We start from the raw sequence: 15,266 nt of genomic DNA, 5'->3' as shown, positions 1-15,266 counted from the left end.
AGCCTGTTGGGGCCGCCGCGGCCTGGCACGTACGGCGGGCCGCGCGCAGCTCAATGAAGGGCCGCGATCCACCCCATCGGGTGAGCGGCGAACCGAAGGTGGACCGGAAGGGGGGCCTCTCGGGTCATCTGGAGGCCATGCCGGAGACCCCTTCCAGGAACGGTTCCAGCGCCGCGCGCAGGGCGGCCGGCTGGTCGTAGTGGACGTAGTGACCGGCGTCGGGGATCTCGGCGTACTGGCCGGCCGGGAGGACGCGGACCATCTCCTGCGCCTCCGCACGGCCCAGTTCGCCGTCCAGGCCGCGGACGACGAGGGTGGGGCAGCGGACCTGGGCGAGCTCCTCCCAGTGGGCGTCGTGCACCCAGGTCTCACGGGCCGTCAGCATCTGGCGGCGGGAGAACAGGGGCCGCCAGCCGTCCGGGGCCTGGTGCATCACCTCGGCGAAGAAGGCTCCGCGGCCGGGGTCGGGGCGCTCCACCCGGGGGTCGTCCTCGCCGAACCAGCGGCGGGCGGCGTCCTGCGTGGGGAAGGGGAGCGGCCAGCGGCGGAACCATTCCTCCCACTCCTGCTGGGAGGCCTCGCCGAGCGCGGAGGCCCGCATGTCGCAGATCACCAGGGCCTGGACGAGGTCGGGGCGGCGGGCGGCGAGCTGCCAGCCGGTGAGGGCGCCCATGGAGTGGCCGATGAGGACGACCGGGCCGAGGCCGAGCTGCTCGACGGCCGCCTCGGCGTCGGCGACGAAGGCCTCGCGGCCGAGGGAGTGCGGCGGGGTGGCGGGGAGGGGCGGCGGGGCGCCGAAGCCGGTCGGGCCGCTCAGGCCCCGCAGCCCACCCCGCCCGCCGGGCCCGCCCTGCCGGCCCGGCCCGGCCGGTCCGCCGGGTCTGCCCAGGCCGCCCGGACCGCCCTGGATGCCCGGGCCGTTCATCGCCGGGTGCTCGCTCTGGCCGTGCCCGCGCTGGTCCAGGGCCACCACGCGGCGGTGCTCGCCCAGCCAGCTCGCGGTGCCTGCCCAGTGGAAGGCCCGGCCCATCAGGCCGTGCAGTAACAGGACCGCCGGTTGCCGGGGCTCGGCCGGCGGATCACGGAACTCCCAGGCGGCCAGTCGGACGCCGTCGGCTGCAGTGACATCGATGCGCTGAACCACCGAGGATGCACCCCCTTCGCTCCCGGCCAGACTATCGAACCCGCATTCGAAAACGGGCGTCTCGCCGACAACACCGCTCTTTCGAGTGACCTTGCTCAAGGATTGGCCGCCGCTGCCGATGGAGATCCTTTCAACAGGGAGGCGGGCCGCTCGGGGAAGACGGTCCGAAGGGGATGACCTTGAGAGCTCGGGGCTCCAGGTCAGCCAGGGGAGGACGGTCCCGGCGCCGCGAGGCGCCGGGACCACTCGTCTTCAGGGAACTGCGACAGATGTGACCTGATCCGGGTGTGCGCGCCGTGGCCGCCCTGCGGCCACGGCCCGCGTCAGCGCTTGGCGACGAACACGTGCGAGGCGATGTCCGCGTCCAGCTCGGCGGCCTCGCCGCCGCTGCCGACCAGCACCCCGCCCGGGGACTCCGTCACGCTCACCACGGAGCCGGGCTGCACGCCCGCGCGCCGCAGCGTGTACATCAGCTGGGCGTCCGTCTGGATCGGCTCGCCGATCCGCCGGACGACCACCGTCTTGCCCTCGCTGCCCGGGTCCAGGTCCGACAGGCTGACCATGCCGTCCTCGATGAACGGGTCGGCCTCGGCCTTCTCACCGAGCTCCTCCAGACCCGGGATCGGGTTCCCGTACGGGGACTCGGTGGGGTGGCGCAGCAGCTCCAGGACGCGCCGCTCCACCGCCTCGCTCATCACGTGCTCCCAGCGGCAGGCCTCGGCGTGCACCTGCTCCCACTCCAGGCCGATGACGTCGACGAGCAGGCACTCCGCGAGGCGGTGCTTGCGCATCACGCGCGTCGCGAGCTTGCGGCCCTCGTCGGTCAGCTCCAGATGCCGGTCGCTGGCGACCGCCACCAGGCCGTCGCGCTCCATGCGCGCGACCGTCTGGCTCACCGTGGGCCCGCTCTGGTCCAGCCGCTCGGCGATCCGGGCGCGCATGGGGACCACGCCTTCCTCTTCCAGCTCGAGGATGGTGCGGAGATACATCTCCGTGGTATCGATCAGTCCGGACATTCGTGCCCCTCGGATTGCGTGCGCTGGCCCTGTCCCCAATTCTGACGCATCGGGCCGACAACCGTCCCGCGCCTGACGTCAAGGCAGGTACGGGACATCTCCCCGGGACGCCGGCCCGGGCGCCCCGGACACCCGGTGCGCAGGGCTTTGGTCCCGGGATTGACGCCCGTATTGACACGTCCTTGGTCCAGACCGCACGGTGAGCGGCGGACCACCGACGACGCATCCACCGCACCCCACCCTGGAAGGGCCTTCGTCGAATGAGCGAGAGCAAGCTGGCCGGGCAGTTCTTCGACGCCGCCATCGGCCTGCTGGAGCGGGTCCGCGACGAGGAGGGCGCACGGATCGCCGAGGCCGGGACCGTGATCGCCGAGGCCGTGGCCGCGGGGAACCGGCTGTTCGCCTTCGGTGCCGGGCACTCCTCGCTGCCCGCGCAGGACGTGGTGTACCGGGCCGGCGGGCTGGCCCTGATGAACTTCCTCGCGGTGCCGGGCACGGCCGGCGTGGACGTCATGCCGGCCACGCTGGGCAGCGCGCTGGAGCGGGTCGACGGGCTCGCCGGGGCGGTCCTGGACAGCAGCCCGGCCTCCGACGGGGATGTGCTGGTCGTCATCTCGCTCTCCGGACGCAATGCACTGCCGGTCGAGATGGCGATGAACGCGCGGGCGCTGGGGCTGAAGGTGATCGGCGTGACGTCGGTGGCGTACGCGACGGAGACGAAGTCACGGCACGTGTCGGGGACCTACCTGAAGGACCACTGCGACATCGTCCTCGACAGCAAGATCGCGGTCGGCGACGCGGAGCTGACGGCGGACGGCATCGAGGCGCCGTTCGCCCCCGCGTCGACGGTGGTGACGAGCGCGATCATGCAGGCGGTGATGGCGGCGGCGGCCGGGGAGCTGGCCGCCCGGGGGGTGGAGCCGCCGTTGCTGCGCTCGGGGAACGTCGACGGCGGGCACGAGTGGAACGGGCGGGTGATGCGGGAGTACGGGGACCGGATCTTCTTCCGGCACTGACGCCGCCGCGCCCCCGCGGGACGGGGCGGGGCTCAGGCGCCGAGCAGGTCCAGGTCGGACGCCACCCGGGCCGCGACCTCCTCCGCGTACACCGCGTCCGCCCGGCCGAACGCGGGACGCGACGGGCCGCGGACGAAGGTCAGGACGCCCAGCGTGCGGCCCCGGCTGCGCAGGACCGTGCACAGGGCGTGTGCCGCCCCCGGGGGCCACTGGCGGGCCCGGGCCCACCCCTCCGCCGCCTCGCTGCCCGGCTCCCCCGGCGCGCCGGCGCGGACCGGGCCGATCCGGTCCAGCGCCTGGAGCGCCGGGTGGGCGGCCTCGTACCGGACCGGGATCGCGCCCGGGCCGGGGAGGACGAGGGCCAGCCCCGACGGGGACGCCGCCGCCCGCACCAGCCGCCGCCCGTCCCCCACGAGCACGTCGACCAGCGCGTGCTCCGCGAACCCGGCCAGCGCGAAGTCCAGCCGTACGGCCGCCGCCTCCGCCGGGTCCGCGCACTCGGCGGCGGCCCGCCCCGCCCGGTACAGCTGGCTGGACCGGAACCGCACCTGCCCCGCGTCCAGCTCGGCCTGCCGGGCCTCGGTGACGTCCTGGAACAGCCACCCCACGCCCAGCGGCACGGGCTCCTCCGCGAGCGGCGAGGCCAGCCGCAGGAACCCGCACCGCCAGCAGCGCCGCCGCTCCCCCTCCGGGGTCCGCACCGTCACCCACAGCTCCACCGGCCCGGGCGGCGCCCCCTCGGCCAGCACGTGCTGGAGCGCCCCCTCCAGCTCCTCGACGCCCTGGGACAGCAGCTCGCCGAGCGGCCGCCCGAGCAGCGTCGTGCGCCCGGCCCCGAAGGCGCGGGCGGCGTGCGCGTTGACCACCGCCGGGCGCAGGTCCACGTCCACCAGGACGACCCCCCAGGAGGCGTCTTCCATCAGCGCCTCGCTGAGGGCGATGGAGCGCTCCAGGTCGATCTGGGCGTGGACCTCGCTGAAGGCGCAGTAGACCCCGGCCGGTTTCCCGTCGGCGCCCGGCACCCCGGCGGACTGGGTCCGCACCAGGATCCGCCCGCCCTCCTTGGTGAGCAGGGCGAACTCGTGCACCTGGCGGCCCGGCGCGTCCTGCGCCGCCATCAGCCGGTCCTGCACGTCGTCCGCGTCGGCGGCCCGCACCGCCCAGCCCGCGAACCCGCGCCGGCCCACCGCCTCGGCGGCGCTCCAGCCGAGGATCCGCTCGGCCTCGCGGTTCCAGTGCGTGATCACGCCGTCGGCGTCGAACGCGCACAGGGCGGCGTCCATCCCGTCGAGCAGCGCTGCGAGCAGATCGTCGGTGGTCTCACCACGTCCGGAAGCACTCACCTGGCACCCCCTGCAGGTGTTCGCGTGTGCGGCACGTCAGATCATTGAACTGGAACGTGACCCAGACCACATGCGCTTCTCGGAATCATCCCGGAATGTCCGATAGGGAACCCGGTAAATAAGTTGAGGCCCCCCGGGAGGGGGCCTAGGCTCTGCCGTACACGAGAAGGGAGGTGGTTCCCGAAATGTACGGAAACCGGACGCGTGAGGTGGCTGCGGGCTAAGGGCCCGTCGTCAGCAGCGCACCCAGTGCGGTGCCCGGCGGAGACCGCCCGGCGCCAATCCCAAGCAGTCACCCGACCCGCGGGCTCGCCGGCACGTCCGGCCGGCTCCTCTCACTGCAGGAGAGGAACCCGAGCCCGCGGGTCGCCTGCGTCTGCGCCCCTGTCTGCACCCCCGCCTGCGGGGCCCCTACGGGCAGAGCCGCTCGATCCGCCACTTCTCCCCGTCAAGGACGTACCGCAGCCGGTCGTGCATCCGGTTCTCGTGCCCCTGCCAGAACTCCAGCGCATCGGGCTTCACCCGCAGCCCGCCCCACTCCGGCGGCACCGGTACCTGCTCGCCCTCCGGGTAGCGCTCCGCCAGCTCCGCGTAACGGCGGTCCAGCTCCGCGCGCGAGCCGATCACCCGGGACTGCTCGCTCGCCCACGCCCCTAGCTGGGAGCCGTGCGGCCGGGAGCGGAAGTAGGCGGCCGTCTCGTCACGGCCGACCCGGGCCGCCCGGCCCGTCACGATCACCTGGCGGGCGATCGGGTGCCAGGGGAAGAGCAGCGAGACGTACGGGTTCTCCTCGATCTCGCGCGCCTTGCGGGAGCCGTAGTTGGTGAAGAACACAAAGCCCCGCGTGTCGAACTGCTTCAGCAGGACGGTGCGGGAGCTGGGCCGGCCATCGGAGGTGGCGGTCGAGACGACCATCGCGTTCGGCTCGAAGAGGTCCGAGTCGGCGGCCTGCTGGAACCACCAAGCGAACTGCGTCATGGGGTCCTCGGCGAGACCCGACTCCTCGACGATCTCGGAACGGTACTGCTTGCGCATGGCTGCGGGGTCAATGTCCTGATCGGTCACGACGCCATCCTGCCCCAGTAACCCGACAGCGGGTGTGCCGTATGTCACGCTTCCCGAAGGCCCGGCGGAACGGACAAAATCTTGGGGCCGGTCCGAGGGTCCCCGCACGGATGACCATCGGCCGTGCCGGGCATCAACGGTGATGACCGCGCCGGACCGCGAATCACGCCGGGAACCGCGCGTGTTCGCACTATCTGAGGGAGCCGCCGCATGTCCGACTTCGTACCCGGACTCGAAGGGGTCGTCGCGTTCGAGACGGAGATCGCCGAGCCCGACAAGGAAGGCGGATCGCTCCGCTACCGGGGCGTGGACATCGAAGACCTCGTGGGTCACGTCTCCTTCGGGAACGTCTGGGGCCTGCTGGTCGACGGTGCCTTCAACCCCGGCCTGCCGGCCGCCGAGCCCTTCCCGATCCCGGTCCACTCCGGTGACATCCGCGTCGACGTGCAGTCCGCGCTCGCCATGCTCGCTCCCGTGTGGGGCCTGAAACCGCTCCTCGACATCGACGTCCGGACCGCCCGCGACGACCTGGCCCGCGCCGCCGTCATGGCCCTCTCGTACGTCGCCCAGTCCGCCCGCGGCCAGGGCCTGCCGATGGTGCCCCAGCGGGAGATCGACAAGGCCGAGTCCGTGGTCGAACGGTTCATGATCCGCTGGCGCGGCGAGCCCGACCCCAAGCACGTCAAGGCCGTCGACGCCTACTGGACCTCGGCCGCCGAGCACGGCATGAACGCCTCCACCTTCACCGCGCGCGTCATCGCCTCCACCGGCGCCGACGTCGCCGCCGCCCTGTCGGGTGCCGTCGGCGCCATGTCCGGCCCGCTGCACGGCGGCGCGCCCTCGCGCGTCCTCGGCATGATCGAGGAGATCGAGCGCACCGGCGACGCCGAGGCGTACGTGAAGAAGGCCCTCGACAAGGGCGAGCGCCTCATGGGCTTCGGCCACCGCGTCTACCGCGCCGAGGACCCCCGCGCCCGCGTCCTGCGGCGCACCGCCAAGGAGCTGGACGCCCCGCGCTACGAGGTGGCCGCCGCACTGGAGAAGGCGGCGCTGGAGGAACTGCACGCCCGCCGCCCCGACCGGGTGCTCGCGACCAACGTGGAGTTCTGGGCCGCGATCATGCTGGACTTCGCGGAGGTCCCGGCGCACATGTTCACCTCCATGTTCAGCTGCGCCCGCACGGCCGGCTGGTCCGCGCACATCCTGGAGCAGAAGCGCACGGGCCGCCTGGTGCGTCCCTCGGCCCGCTACATCGGCCCGGGCCGGCGCGACCCGCGCGACATCGAGGGGTACTCCACCATCACGGACATCGCGTCCACGGCCTGAGCCCGGCCTGAGCCCGGTCCGCCGCGTCGGGCGCCGCACCCCCGCGCCGGGCGGGGTGCGGCGCCCTTCGGCCGCGCCGGTCACCCCAGCGCGGCGTCGATGATCCGCGACCACTGGGCGACGACCCGCTCCCGGCGGGCCGTGTCGTCGGTCAGCACGTTCGCCAGGCCCAGGCCCCGGGCCATGTCGAGGAAGCCCTGCACGGTCTCCCGCACGCCGGGCACCGACTCGTCCGCGCCCAGCAGCTCGACGGCGATGCGGTGGGTCTCCCGGCCGACCCTGGCCTCCAGCTCGGTCACCTGGGGCCGCAGCTGCTCCTCGTTGGAAGCGGCCACCCAGAGCTGGAGCGCGGCCCGGAACAGGGCCCCGGTGTAGAGGTCGACCAGCGCCTCCACCACCGCCGGCCTGGGGGCCGGGGCGGCCTGGAACAGCTCCCGCAGGGCGGTGGAGCGCTCCTCGGAGACGTACTCGACGGCGGCGGTGAAGAGGGCTTCCCGGGTGGGGAAGTGGTGCTGGGCCGCACCGCGCGACACCCCGGCCCGCTCGGCGACGACGGCGACGGTGGACCCGGCCCAGCCGTGCTCGGCGAGGCAGGAGACGGCCGCCTCCAGGAGGTGCCGCCGGGTGACCCGGCTGCGGGCCTGCTTGGGGAGGCCACGGGTGGGGGTGGCGCGGGGCTCGCCGGTGCGGGTGGCGCCGGTGCCGGTGCGGGTGGCGCCGTTTTCGGGGTCGGTCAGCGTACCCATGACGGGTCCCTGCGCTCGAAGCGGGCGGTGATGCCCTCGCGGGCCTCGGCGGAGGCGAAGAGCCGCGCGGAGAGTTCCGTCAGGCGGTCCCCGTCCCGGTCCAGGGCCTCGCGCACACCGGCGGCCACCATCGCCTTGGTCTCCGCGAGGGCCTGCGGGGAGGCCTTGCGCAGCCCGTCGAGGACGGGCGCGAGGGCGGTGTCGGGGTCTCCGTCCGTGTGGAGGGTGAGCAGCCCTATGCGGGTGGCTTCGGCGGCGTCGAAGGGTTCGGCGGTCAGGAAGTAGCGGGAGGCCGCGCGGGGGTCGAGGCGGGGTAGCAGGGTCATCGAGATCACGGCCGGGGCCAGGCCGAGGTGGGTCTCGGTGAAGGCGTACGAGGACTGCGGCCCGGCCGCGGCGATGTCGCAGGCGCCGAGGAGGCCGAGGCCGCCGGCGCGGACGTGTCCGGTGACGCGGGCGACGACCGGCTTGGGCATCGTGGTGAGCTCGCGCAGCAGGGCGAGGAAGTCCGCGGGGTCGCAGGGGGACTTGAGGTCGGCGCCGGCGCAGAAGGTGTTGCCGGTGTGGGTGAGGAGCACCGCGCGGGTGTCGGCGTCCTCGCCGGCCGCGGCGAGCGCGGCCCGCAGCTCGCCGACGAGCTGTGCGGAGAGCGCGTTGCGGTTGGCCGGGGAGTCGAGGGTGAGGGTGGTGATGCCGGTCGCCCGGGCGGCGTGCACGAGTGGGGCCATGTCTCCTCCGGAGGGGTCTGTTGACGGGGTGCCATCCTCCCGACCGGCCCCCTCGGGGGAGGGTACGCGGCACGACCCCTCCCCTCCGCTCCCCGATCCGCCCCCGCCCCGGCCGACGGGGCCTCGCCCGGGGCGCCGTTCACCCGGTCGAGGGGGTTGCGGAGGCTGGGCGGGGCCGGGCGGGTGCGGGGTCGGGGTGACGGGGTCTGCGGTCGCGCGGCGGGGTCAGTAGGACTTGGGGAGGCCCAGGGTCTGGTGGGAGACGAAGTTCAGGATCATCTCCCGGCTGACCGGAGCGATCCGGGCGACCCGGGCCGCCGTGATCAGGGACCCCAGCCCGTACTCCCGGGTGAGCCCGTTCCCCCCGAGCGTGTGCACGGCCTGGTCCACCGCCCGCACGCACGCCTCCCCCGCCGCGTACTTCGCCATGTTCGCCGCCTCCCCGGCCCCCGTGTCGTCGCCCGCGTCGTACAGCCGCGCGGCCTTCTGCATCATCAGCCGGGCGAGCTCCAGCTCGATGTGTGCCGCCGCCAGCGGATGCGCCACGGCCTGGTGGGCGCCGATCGGCTCCTTCCAGACCTGGCGGGTGCGGGCGTAGTCCACCGCCCGGCCCAGCGCGTAGCGGCCCATCCCGATGGCGAAGGCCGCCGTCATGATCCGTTCGGGGTTGAGCCCCGCGAACAGCTGGAGCAGCCCCGCGTCCTCGTCGCCGACCAGCGCCCCGGCGGGGAGCCGCACCTCGTCCAGGACCAGTTCGAACTGCTTCTCCGCCGCCTGGAGTTCCATGTCGATCACCGAGCGGGTGAAGCCGGGGGTCTCGCGGGGGACGATGAACAGGCAGGGCTTCAGCCGGCCCGTGCGGGCGTCCTCGGTGCGGCCGACGATCAGGGTGGCGTCGGCGATGTCCACGCCGGAGATGAAGACCTTGCGGCCCGTGAGGACCCATGCGTCGCCGTCGCGCCGGGCGGTGGTGGTGATGCGGTGGGAGTTGGAGCCCGCGTCGGGTTCGGTGATGCCGAAGGCCATGGTGCGGCTGCCGTCCGCGAGGCCGGGGAGCCAGGCGCGTTTCTGGGCCTCGGTGCCGAAGCGGGCGATGACGCTGCCGCAGATGGCCGGGGAGACCACCATCATCAGCAGCGGGCAGCCGGCCGCGCCCAGTTCCTCCAGGACGATGGAGAGTTCGGCGATTCCGCCGCCCCCGCCCCCGTACTCCTCGGGCAGGTTGACCCCGAGGTAGCCGAGCTTGGCGGCGTCGGCCCACAGTTCGTCCGGGTGGCCGCCCTCGCGGGCGAGGCGGGCGAGGTAGTCGCGGCCGTAGCGCCGGCCGAGGGCGGCGACGGCGGCGCGCAGGGCCTGGTGTTCTTCGGTTTCGGTGGTGGCGGGGCTCATGACGGCGTTTCCTCCTGGACTACGGCGAGCAGGGCGCCGAACTCGACCTGTTGGCCGGTGGCGGCGTGGAGCGCGGTGAGCGTGCCGGAGGCGGGGGCGAGGATGCGGTGCTCCATCTTCATGGCCTCCAGCCAGAGCAGTGGCTGCCCGGCGGTGACGGCCGAGCCGGGGGCAAGGCCCGCGGCGACGCGGACGACGGTGCCGGGCATGGGCGCGAGCAGTGAGCCCGGTGCGGCGCGGTCCTGGGGATCGGGGAACCGGGGGAAGCGGGTCAGGGTGTGTGAGCCGAGGGTGGAGTCCACGTAGACGGTGTTCGATTTGTGTTTCACGTGGAACATGCGCCGTACGCCGTCGACTTCGAGGGTGACGAGGGCGGGCGTGGCGGCCAGCACGCGCACGCCGGGGTGCTCGACGGGCTGGTACTGGATCTCGTGCTCGGTGCCGGACACGGTGTAGCGGCGGGTCTGCGGCTGGGAGCGGAGGTTGCGCCAGCCTCCGAGGCGGGCGGCGAGCGGGGCGCCGGGGTCCGGGGCGGCTTCGGCGAGGGCGGCGGCCAGGCAGGCGAGGGCGGGATCGGGGGCGCCGTCGGTGAGGGTGGCGAGGTGGCGGTCGTAGAAGCCGGTGTCGAGGCGGGCGGCGGTGAACTCGGGGTGGCGCAGGGAGCGTACGAGGAGCTCGCGGTTGGTGGCCGGGCCGTGGATCCGGGCCCGGGCGAGGGCGTCGGCGAGGACGCGGACGGCTTCGGCGCGGGTGGGGGCGTGCGCGATGACCTTGGCGAGCATGGCGTCGTAGTGGACGGAGACGGTGTCCCCGTCGGTGAACCCGGTGTCCACGCGGACGTGCTCCGGGAGGGAGAGGGTGTGCAGGACTCCCGTCTGCGGGCGCCAGTCGTGGGCGGGGTCCTCCGCGTAGAGGCGTGCCTCGACGGCGTGGCCGGAGGGCTCGGGCGCAGTGGGCGCCAGGTGCTCCCCCTCGGCGATGCGCAGTTGGAGGGCGACGAGGTCCAGGCCGAAGACGGCCTCGGTGACGGGGTGTTCCACCTGGAGTCGGGTGTTCATCTCCAGGAAGTACGGGCGGCCGTCGGCGCCGACGAGGAATTCGACGGTGCCCGCGCCCTGGTAGGAGACCGCCCGGGCGGCGGCCACGGCGGCCGCGTGGAGGCGGGCGCGGAGGTCCTGGGGGAGGGCGGGGGCCGGGGCCTCCTCGATGACCTTCTGGTGGCGGCGCTGGAGGGAGCAGTCGCGGGTGCCCAGCGCCCAGACGGTGCCGTGGGCGTCGGCGAGGACCTGCACCTCGACGTGCCGGCCGCGTTCCACGTAGGGCTCGGCGAAGACCTCCCCGTCGCCGAAGGCGGACAGGGCCTCGGCGGCGGCCGCGTCCAGGGATTCCTTGAGGGAGTCGAGGTCCCGTACGACGCGCATCCCGCGCCCGCCGCCGCCCGCGGCGGCCTTCAGTAGCAGCGGCAGGTCCGCGGCGGTGGCCGTGGCCAGGTCGACGGGCTCCAGCAGCGGCACCCCGGCGGCACGCATGAGGTCCTTGGCCCGGGTCTTGGAGGCCATGGCCTCGATGGCCCCGGGCGGCGGGCCGACCCAGACCAGGCCGGCGGCCTCGACCCGCCGGGCGAAGTCGGCGTTCTCGGAGAGGAAGCCGTACCCGGGGTGCACGGCGTCGGCGCCGGCCGCGCGGGCCGCCTCGATCAGCAGGTCGGCGCGCAGGTAGGTGTCGGCGGGGGCGGCCCCGGGCAGCCGGACGGCCGTGTCGGCGGAGCGGACGTGCAGGGCGTCGGCGTCGGGGTCGGAGTGGACGGCGACCGTGGCCAGGCCCAGGGCGCGGGCCGTGCGGAAGATCCGTACGGCGATCTCGCCCCGGTTGGCGACGAGGAGGGAGGTGATCGGGTTCGTCATGGGCGGGCTCACATCCGGAAGACGCCGAAGCCGCCACGGGCGCCCTCGACGGGGGCGTTGTGGACGGCCGACAGGCACAGGCCGAGGACGGTACGGGTGTCGCGCGGGTCGATGACTCCGTCGTCGTAGAGCCGCCCGGACAGGAACAGGGGAAGGGACTCGGACTCGATCTGCGCCTCCACGAAGGCCCGCATCCCGGCGTCGGCCTCCTCGTCGTAGGGCTGTCCCTTGGCGGCGGCGGACTGCCGGGCCACGATCGAGAGCACGCCGGCGAGCTGCTGGGGGCCCATGACGGCGGACTTGGCGCTGGGCCAGGCGAAGAGGAACCGGGGCTCGTAGGCGCGGCCGCACATGCCGTAGTGGCCGGCACCGTAGCTGGCGCCGATGAGGACGGACAGGTGCGGGACCCGGGAGTTGGAGACCGCGTTGATCATCATCGAGCCGTGTTTGACGATGCCGCCCTGCTCGTACTCCTTGCCGACCATGTAGCCGGTGGTGTTGTGGAGGAACAGGAGCGGGATGTCGCGCTGGTTGGCGAGCTGGATGAACTGGGCGGCCTTCTGCGACTCGGCGCTGAACAGCACGCCCTGGGCGTTGGCGAGGATGCCGACCGGGTAGCCGTGGAGGGTGGCCCAGCCGGTGACGAGGCTGGGGCCGTAGAGGGGCTTGAACTCGTCGAAGTCGGAGCCGTCGACGATGCGGGCGATGACCTCGCGGGGGTCGAAGGGGGTCTTCAGGTCCGGCGGGACGATCCCGAGGAGCTCCTCCGCGTCGTACAGCGGCTCCTCGGCGCGCGGCGGTTCGGGGTGGGGCTTGCGGTGGTTCAGCCGGGCCACGATGCGGCGGGCCTGGCGGATGGCGTCGTACTCGTCGAGGGCGTAGTGGTCGGCGAGGCCGGAGACGCGGGCGTGCATGTCGGCTCCGCCGAGGGATTCGTCGTCGCTCTCCTCGCCGGTGGCCATCTTCACGAGGGGCGGACCGCCCAGGAACACCTTGGAACGGTCCTTGATCATGACGGTGTGGTCGGACATCCCGGGGATGTACGCGCCGCCGGCGGTGGAGTTGCCGAAGACGACGGCGACGGTGGGGATCCCGGCGGCGGAGAGGCGGGTGAGGTCGCGGAAGACCGCCCCGCCGGGGATGAAGATCTCCTTCTGGGAGGGCAGGTCGGCGCCGCCGGACTCGACGAGGCTGATGCAGGGGAGCCGGTTCTGCAGGGCGATCTCGTTGGCCCGCAGGGCCTTCTTCAGGGTCCAGGGGTTGCTGGCACCGCCGCGCACGGTGGGGTCGTTGGCCGTGATCAGGCACTCGACGCCCTCGACGGTGCCGATGCCGGTCACCATCGAGGCGCCGACGGGGTGGTCGCTCCCCCAGGCGGCGAGCGGGGACAGTTCGAGGAACGGGGTATCGGGGTCGAGCAGCAGCTCGACGCGCTCGCGGGGCAGCAGCTTGCCGCGGCCCCGGTGCCGGGCGGTGTACTTCTCCCCGCCGCCCGCGAGCGCCTTGGCGTGCTCGGCGTCCAGCGCACCGAGCCGCTCCAGGGCGGCGGAACGAGCCTGCGCGTACTCGGGGGCGAGGGGGTCGACGGTGGTACCGAGACGGGTCATGGACGGATCCCCTCCGGGGTGGGTGGCATCTGGGACGTCGCCCCGACGTCAGGCCCGGACGACACCGGCGCCGCCGCCCGGTCGGGATCCGGCACGCACGCCGCGCGGGCGGGGCGGGAGGACGGGGCCCGTCGGCCGGAGTCGGGGGCAGTAGGTGGGTCGGGATGTCGACGTGGCGGGCGCGGAGCCATTCGCCGAGGGCCTTGGCCTGCGGGTCGAACCGGTGGCCGGAGGCGACCCCGTCGCCGAGGATCCCGGCGACGGTGAAGTTCAGCGCCCGCAGGTTGGGCAGCTCGTGGCGGGCGACGGCGAGGGGCGAGGTCTCGGGGAGCAGGCTCTGGAGGAGCTTGACGGTGAGGGTGTCGCGGAGCCAGTCCCAGGCCGCGTCGGTCTCGACCCAGACCCCGATGTTGGCGTCACCGCCCTTGTCCCCGGAGCGGGCCCCGGCCAGCACCCCGAGGGGAGCCCGGGTGGTGGGACCGCCGTGCGGCCCGGGCCCGGCGGGGCTCTCCCCCGCCGCGCCCCTCGCCGAATCCGGGGGCCGCGCCCCGGACCCCCCGCCGGCGCCCCCGCCGACCGGGCCCGGCGAGGCCGGGGCCGACGAGGCCGGGGCCGGGGCTGGGGCCGGGGCCGGGGCTGGGCCCCGGGTTTTGGGGAGGGGTGGGGTGGGGGGAGCCACGCGGGCGGCGGCGGCCGGTATCCGGGTGCCGTCCGGCAGGACCGCCGTGTGGGGGACCCCGGACGCCGGGATCGTCACCGACGTGAAGACGCCGTACGGCTGGGCCGGCCCCGGCGGGGAGGTGACGTGGAAGCCCGGGTAGCTCGCCAGGGCCAGTTCGATCGCCGCCCCGGTCAGCTCCCGCCCCACCCGGTCCGGTGACGGGTCGCGGACCACCAGCCGCAGCAGGGCGCTCGCCGCCTCCTGCGTGTCCGCGTCCGCGTGGTCGGTACGGGCCAGGGTCCACGACACCCCCGCCACCCCGGCCAGCGCGTCCGCCAGCTGCTCGCGCACCAGGGCCGCCTTCGCCTCGACGTCCAGGCCCGTCAGGACGAAGACCACCTCGTTGCGCCAGCCCCCGACCCGGGTGACCCCCACCTTCAGGGTGTCCGGCGGCGGCTCCCCCACCGTCCCGCTGATCCGGACCCGGTCCTCGCCGTCCGGGGTCAGGCGCACCGTGTCCAGGCGGGCCGTGACGTCGGGGCCCAGGTACCGGGCGCCCTGGGTCTCGTACAGCAGCTGCGCGGTGACCGTGCCCGGGGAGACGAGCCCGCCCGTGCCGGGGTGTTTGGTGACGACGGCCGAGCCGTCCTCGCAGACCTCCGCCAGCGGGAAGCCGGGCCGGCGCACGTCGTGCGCGGTGAAGAAGGCGTAGTTGCCGCCGGTGGCCTGCGTGCCGCATTCCAGGACGTGCCCGGCGACCACCGCGCCCGCCAGCCGGTCGTACTCCTGCGGCCCCCAGTCGAACCACCACGCGGCCGGCCCGCTCACCAGCGCCGCGTCCGTGACCCGGCCGGTCACCACCACGTCCGCGCCCGCCCGCAGGCAGGCCGTGATCCCGGCGCCGCCGAGGTAGGCATTGGCGGTCAGCGCCCCCTCCAACGCCCCCGCCCCCGCCCCCGCCCCCGCCCCCGCGCCGGACCGCATCAGGTCGTCGCCCTCGACGTGCGCGACGCGTACCGGCACCCCCACCTCGTCCGCCAGCGCGCGCACCGCCTCCGCCAGCCCGGCCGGGTTCAGCCCGCCCGCGTTGGTGACGATCTTCACGCCCCGCTCGTGCGCGAGCCCGAGCCCCTCCTCCAGCTGCCGCAGGAAGGTCCTGGCGTACCCGAGGTCCGGGTTCTTCAGCCGGTCGCGGCCGAGGATCAGCATGGTCAGCTCGGCGAGGTAGTCGCCGGTCAGGACGTCCAGCGGGCCACCCGTCAGCATCTCGCGCACCGCGTCGAACCGGTCGCCGTAGAAGCCCGAGGCGTTGCCGATGCGC

At 74.3% G+C, this 15,266-nt stretch carries 11 protein-coding genes and 1 pseudogene; 2 read left to right on the top strand and 10 right to left on the bottom strand.

Annotation, left to right across the window (positions count from 1 at the left end):
- Positions 1 to 124: 124 nt before the first annotated feature.
- Complete coding sequence (locus tag B4U46_RS20105; protein ID WP_185117206.1) at positions 125 to 1,144, bottom strand: alpha/beta fold hydrolase; 1,020 nt, start codon at positions 1,142 to 1,144, stop codon at positions 125 to 127.
- Positions 1,145 to 1,467: 323 nt separating this feature from the next.
- Positions 1,468 to 2,160 carry a metal-dependent transcriptional regulator gene (locus B4U46_RS20100; RefSeq protein ID WP_042820656.1) on the bottom strand — a complete coding sequence of 231 codons (693 nt, stop codon included), beginning with the start codon at positions 2,158 to 2,160 and terminating at the stop codon, positions 1,468 to 1,470.
- A gap of 260 nt (positions 2,161 to 2,420) precedes the next feature.
- On the opposite strand from B4U46_RS20100, the gene B4U46_RS20095 reads away from it, so the two are divergent.
- A complete protein-coding gene (locus B4U46_RS20095) occupies positions 2,421 to 3,176 on the top strand; it encodes an SIS domain-containing protein (protein ID WP_079429121.1) in 756 nt (251 codons plus the stop codon).
- A gap of 32 nt (positions 3,177 to 3,208) precedes the next feature.
- Here the strand turns inward: B4U46_RS20095 and B4U46_RS20090 are convergent, their stop codons facing one another.
- Positions 3,209 to 4,519, bottom strand: a complete 1,311-nt coding sequence (locus tag B4U46_RS20090) for a PAS domain-containing protein (RefSeq protein WP_079429119.1) — start codon at positions 4,517 to 4,519, stop codon at positions 3,209 to 3,211.
- Between the two features lie 411 nt (positions 4,520 to 4,930).
- Positions 4,931 to 5,554 carry a pyridoxamine 5'-phosphate oxidase gene (gene pdxH, locus B4U46_RS20085; RefSeq protein ID WP_107438290.1) on the bottom strand — a complete coding sequence of 208 codons (624 nt, stop codon included), beginning with the start codon at positions 5,552 to 5,554 and terminating at the stop codon, positions 4,931 to 4,933.
- 240 nt (positions 5,555 to 5,794) lie between these two features.
- On the opposite strand from pdxH, the gene B4U46_RS20080 reads away from it, so the two are divergent.
- Positions 5,795 to 6,910 (top strand): citrate synthase 2, encoded by a 1,116-nt coding sequence (locus B4U46_RS20080; RefSeq protein ID WP_079429117.1) that lies wholly within the window; start codon positions 5,795 to 5,797, stop codon positions 6,908 to 6,910.
- 80 nt (positions 6,911 to 6,990) lie between these two features.
- On the opposite strand, the gene B4U46_RS20075 is transcribed toward B4U46_RS20080, so the two are convergent.
- The 6 genes and pseudogenes from B4U46_RS20075 to B4U46_RS40645 all read right to left on the bottom strand — a co-directional run.
- Positions 6,991 to 7,656 carry a TetR/AcrR family transcriptional regulator gene (locus B4U46_RS20075; protein ID WP_079429116.1) on the bottom strand — a complete coding sequence of 222 codons (666 nt, stop codon included), beginning with the start codon at positions 7,654 to 7,656 and terminating at the stop codon, positions 6,991 to 6,993.
- On the bottom strand, positions 7,644 to 8,384 hold the full coding sequence (locus B4U46_RS20070; protein WP_079429115.1) for an enoyl-CoA hydratase family protein: 741 nt from the start codon (positions 8,382 to 8,384) through the stop codon (positions 7,644 to 7,646). The genes B4U46_RS20075 and B4U46_RS20070 overlap by 13 nt, the downstream gene beginning before the upstream one ends.
- Before the next feature lie 225 nt (positions 8,385 to 8,609).
- Positions 8,610 to 9,773 carry an acyl-CoA dehydrogenase family protein gene (locus tag B4U46_RS20065; protein WP_079429114.1) on the bottom strand — a complete coding sequence of 388 codons (1,164 nt, stop codon included), beginning with the start codon at positions 9,771 to 9,773 and terminating at the stop codon, positions 8,610 to 8,612.
- A complete protein-coding gene (locus B4U46_RS20060) occupies positions 9,770 to 11,677 on the bottom strand; it encodes an acetyl/propionyl/methylcrotonyl-CoA carboxylase subunit alpha (RefSeq protein ID WP_079431872.1) in 1,908 nt (635 codons plus the stop codon). Before B4U46_RS20060 ends, B4U46_RS20065 begins: the two co-directional genes overlap by 4 nt.
- Positions 11,678 to 11,685: 8 nt before the next feature.
- Positions 11,686 to 13,284: an acyl-CoA carboxylase subunit beta gene (locus B4U46_RS20055; RefSeq protein WP_079429113.1), complete on the bottom strand. Its 1,599-nt coding sequence runs from the start codon at positions 13,282 to 13,284 to the stop codon at positions 11,686 to 11,688.
- A gap of 181 nt (positions 13,285 to 13,465) precedes the next feature.
- Positions 13,466 to 15,211, bottom strand: a pseudogene (locus B4U46_RS40645) (acyclic terpene utilization AtuA family protein); the annotation flags it as partial.
- Positions 15,212 to 15,266 lie beyond the last annotated feature (55 nt).

The organism is Streptomyces katrae (assembly GCF_002028425.1).
GTDB lineage: Bacteria > Actinomycetota > Actinomycetes > Streptomycetales > Streptomycetaceae > Streptomyces > Streptomyces katrae_A.
This window is presented reverse-complemented; position numbering and strand designations above follow the sequence as displayed.